Here is a 2547-nt window from a genome sequence, read left to right on the forward strand (position 1 = left end):
CGTCACCACCCGCGACGGCCTCATCGTCATCGGCTACCAGGCCGACCAGCCCCCGACCGCCCAGCGCTCGGCCTTCATCGGCGAGGAGCCGCAGCGATGACCGAGCCCACCCCCGCCCAGCTCGACGCCCTCCTCGACCGCGCCGAGAGACACGCCCTCAGCCACGCCGAGGCCGAACTGCTGAGCGTCACCGTCCGCCGGCTGGTTGAGGAGCGCGACACCCACGCCCACGCCGTTCAGCGCGTGCGGGACCTCCACCGGCCCTGGACGACCGTCTACGGCACGCACTGCAACGCGTGCTCCCGCCTCGACATCACCGGCACCACCATGACCGGCCGCGTCATCGACATGCCCTGCCCGACCATTCGCGCCCTCGACGCCCAGCCCGAGCCGGCGGCGGACACCGACACCGCACGGGGCCGGACATGAGCGGCCCCGTGATCAACCTCGCCGACCGCCGACCACCACCGGCAGGAGACCAGCCCGCGATCTGCCCGTGCGGGAGCTGGTACTGGGTCCTCCGGTCCACCCACGAACGCGTGCCCGAACACGGCGCGCTGACCATGCGCACCGACGGCACCGTCTCCGGATACGCCGGCTACCCGCACTGCCAGCACTGCGGACGCCCCTGGGGCGGCACCGCCACCTGACGCGCCGAGGGCCCGCCGCTCACCGCAGGGGGACGGGAGCGCGGGCCCAGCGCCCGGCCGGGGGGAGTGCCGGATCCGAGACGGTACGCCCCCTCTGCGACACATGACAGAGCTTGATCCATTCGAGACCAGAGCGACACAGGAGCGACATGAGCATCGAACTCGCCAACGCCATCGCCACGTTGATCCTCACCGGCATGGCAGCCGTCGCGATCATCCGCCTGCTATGCCGCGTCGACATCTTGCAGCGGCAGGCCAAGGAGACCGAGACGCACTTCGCGACCCTCATCGAGATCGTCGACAGCCTGCGCGCCGACGTCCGACAGCTCCAACGCGACCGCGACGGCATCGGCCCCAAGTAGCACGGCGAAGGCCCCCGGTCGCCCGGGGGCCCACGGTCCCACTCACACCCCGGACCGTACCGCCCCGGAGGCCACCGTGCACGACACCACCGCCACGACCACCGAGACCGACCAGCCCACCTGCCCGAGCCACAAGCGCCGGCCCGGCGAACCCGTCTGGTGCCCCGACTGCCGCGACGACCTCGCCACCATGGTCTGGCGGCTCCCCGGCCAACGCGACCGGCTCCTCGCCGCAGCCGACGGCCAGGCCACCCGCGGCGCCGTCGGCCGCGCAGGCACCCGCGTCGACCCGCCCAGCCCCAGCCCCGAGTTCGACCAGGCCGACGAGATGGACACCGTGCTGAGCGAATGGGCGAGCGCCTGGCTCGACCACCTCGGCTCCACCGAGGTCCGCGGGCGGACTACCGGCTGGGCGGCGCGCGTCCTCGGCGACACCCGCCGCGGCGACGTCTGGGCATGGCACCAGGCCGCCGACCTCGGCCGGGCCGTCCGCATCCTCGCCGGCGGAGCACGCAGGCTGCTCGGAGGATCGGTCGACACCGTCGACCTCATGCCCCTGCAGGCGCCCTGCCCCGGCTGCCACCTGATCACGCTCGTCCGGGAGGACGGCGGCGACCGGATCACCTGCACCCGCTGTCCCAGGGTCGTGCCCGTCAAGGAGTACGAGGGGATCGTCGCCCGGCTGCTTGGGACGGCCGGAGTTGCCGCGTGATCAACGCCGCGACGGGCGGAGGCGTGACGGGCGTCAGGAGGCTGCGGGTGGCGGACCGGGCCGGTCGGGCAGCTTTGCACCCGGCCGGCGCAGGTACCAGGCAAGCAGTTCCTTGAGGACGGCGGCGCGGTCGCCCCGTGGTGCTCGGGCGGCCAGGTCGGCCCAGTCCTCGCCGGAGATGCGGACGGATCGGTGTGGGGTCTTCGGCTGGTCGGGCATGCGCTGAGCCTATCGGGGTGTACGTACAGATTGCTAGGTGGAACCACTTGTGGTGTACGTACACCAGGGGCTACGGTGTACGTACACCAGCAAGGCAGGGCCGACACCGAGGAGCACACCATGGCCACCACCACCTACCAGACCACCGTCACCGCCACCATCAACGGCCAGCCCATCACCATCCAGACCCTCGCCGTTACCGTCCCCGCCACCAAGACCGCCGCATGGGTCAAGGGCTGGGCCGAGAAGAAGGCCCGCATCGAGAACCGCGCCCACCGCGCAGGCGCCCTCGTCACCGAAGCCTGGGTCATCCCCACCGCCTGACGCCGGCGTGCTCCCCGGCTCCGGACACGAGCCGGGACCGGGGAGCACGCCGGACCAGCCGGCGCGCGGACGGGAGCACCGTGACCACCCCGACCAACCCGACCACCCGCTTCGCCGCCACCGCGGCGATCCTCACCGCCGCCCACCACGTCGGCGACTACTGGATCCAGACCCACGCCCAGGCGCTCGCCAAGGGCCGGCCCGGCCGCGAGGGCCGGCGCGCCTGCGCCGCCCACGTCGCCACCTACACCCTCGGCCAGGCGCTCGCGCTCGCCGCCGC

6 protein-coding genes and 1 pseudogene are annotated in these 2547 nt (G+C 73.1%); 6 read left to right on the plus strand and 1 reads right to left on the minus strand.

Annotated features, from left to right (window positions below; genetic code table 11):
* Positions 1 to 96: 96 nt before the first annotated feature.
* The 4 genes from ABZ374_RS48350 (at position 97) to ABZ374_RS48365 (ending at position 1724) form a co-directional block, all read left to right on the plus strand.
* Positions 97 to 429 (plus strand): hypothetical protein, encoded by a 333-nt coding sequence (locus ABZ374_RS48350; RefSeq protein ID WP_360325173.1) that lies wholly within the window; start codon positions 97 to 99, stop codon positions 427 to 429.
* Positions 426 to 650, plus strand: a complete 225-nt coding sequence (locus ABZ374_RS48355) for a hypothetical protein (protein WP_360325175.1) — start codon at positions 426 to 428, stop codon at positions 648 to 650. Before ABZ374_RS48350 ends, ABZ374_RS48355 begins: the two co-directional genes overlap by 4 nt.
* A gap of 149 nt (positions 651 to 799) precedes the next feature.
* Entirely contained in the window at positions 800 to 1012 is a 213-nt protein-coding gene (locus ABZ374_RS48360; protein WP_360325178.1) for a hypothetical protein, read from the plus strand.
* Positions 1013 to 1088: 76 nt separating this feature from the next.
* Entirely contained in the window at positions 1089 to 1724 is a 636-nt protein-coding gene (locus ABZ374_RS48365) for a hypothetical protein (RefSeq protein ID WP_360325180.1), read from the plus strand.
* A 33-nt stretch (positions 1725 to 1757) separates the two neighbouring features.
* Here ABZ374_RS48365 and ABZ374_RS48370 read toward each other — a convergent pair whose 3' ends face one another.
* Complete coding sequence (locus tag ABZ374_RS48370; RefSeq protein WP_360325183.1) at positions 1758 to 1943, minus strand: hypothetical protein; 186 nt, start codon at positions 1941 to 1943, stop codon at positions 1758 to 1760.
* A gap of 120 nt (positions 1944 to 2063) precedes the next feature.
* Between ABZ374_RS48370 and ABZ374_RS48375 the strand changes: the two genes are divergently transcribed.
* On the plus strand, positions 2064 to 2267 hold the full coding sequence (locus ABZ374_RS48375) for a hypothetical protein (RefSeq protein ID WP_360325186.1): 204 nt from the start codon (positions 2064 to 2066) through the stop codon (positions 2265 to 2267).
* A gap of 80 nt (positions 2268 to 2347) precedes the next feature.
* Positions 2348 to 2547: pseudogene (locus tag ABZ374_RS48380) on the plus strand (hypothetical protein); the annotation flags it as partial.

It is taken from the genome of Embleya sp. NPDC005971, from assembly GCF_040629175.1.
In the GTDB taxonomy this organism is placed as follows: Bacteria; Actinomycetota; Actinomycetes; order Streptomycetales; family Streptomycetaceae; genus Embleya.